Origin of the sequence: Ferrovum sp. (genome assembly GCF_027317285.1) — a bacterium.
Taxonomy (GTDB): domain Bacteria; phylum Pseudomonadota; class Gammaproteobacteria; order Burkholderiales; family Ferrovaceae; genus Ferrovum.
Map to the genome: position 1 here is coordinate 1 of NZ_DAHVHV010000138.1, position 759 is coordinate 759.

A 759-nucleotide genomic window follows, 5' to 3' on the forward strand; every position below is an offset into this window, starting at 1 on the left:
AGGCATGGTCGCGGGCGAAATCGCTTCAACACTGCACATTCCTCCCACCAATCTGTCCTTCCATCTCAAGGCGCTGACACAGGCAGGACTACTCACCGTGGCGCAAGAGGGACGATTTCAGCGCTACCAGGCCAATATCCCACTGATGCTGGACCTGATTGCCTATCTGACCGAAGAGTGTTGTGCCGGCCATCCCGAGCAATGCCTGCCCCAGTGCGCTGCTCCCCCTTCTCCCGTTCTTTTCTTCAACGCTCGCGAGTTCTGACCGATGAATGTTCTCTTCCTCTGTACGGGCAACTCCTGCCGCTCGATCCTAGCCGAAGCCACCTTCAACCACCTGGCCCCCGCCGGTTGGAAAGCCATGAGCGCTGGCAGCCGACCCACCGGACAAATCCACCCACGCTCCCTGGCTTTACTCGCCCGTCTGGGCATCTCTGCTGCGGAGTATCACAGCAAGTCATGGAACGATCTGCCGACCCCACCGGATATCGTGATCACCGTATGTTCCAGCGCCGCAGGAGAAACCTGTCCGGCTTACCTCGGCCCTGTGCTGCGCACCCACTGGGGCGTTGAAGACCCTGCCCACGCAACCGGAAGCGACGAAGAAATCGACGCTGCATTTATGACGGCCTACCGCATTTTACGTTTGCGCATCGAAACATTTTTGGCGTTACCGTTGGCTGAACTGCAACGGGACAAGACGAAACTCAAGGCTGAACTTGACCGCATCGGTACCTTGATCCCCTGACTTTCTTCTCA

2 protein-coding genes are annotated in these 759 nt (G+C 58.0%); both read left to right on the forward strand.

The window, feature by feature from the left end:
* Positions 1-265 (forward strand): ArsR/SmtB family transcription factor (locus M6F29_RS11950; RefSeq protein WP_298160213.1); only part of this gene is annotated, 265 nt, incomplete at its 5' end.
* Between the two features lie 3 nt (positions 266-268).
* On the forward strand, positions 269-748 hold the full coding sequence (locus M6F29_RS11955) for an arsenate reductase ArsC (protein WP_031599261.1): 480 nt from the start codon (positions 269-271) through the stop codon (positions 746-748).
* The last annotated feature ends 11 nt before the right edge of the window (positions 749-759 follow it).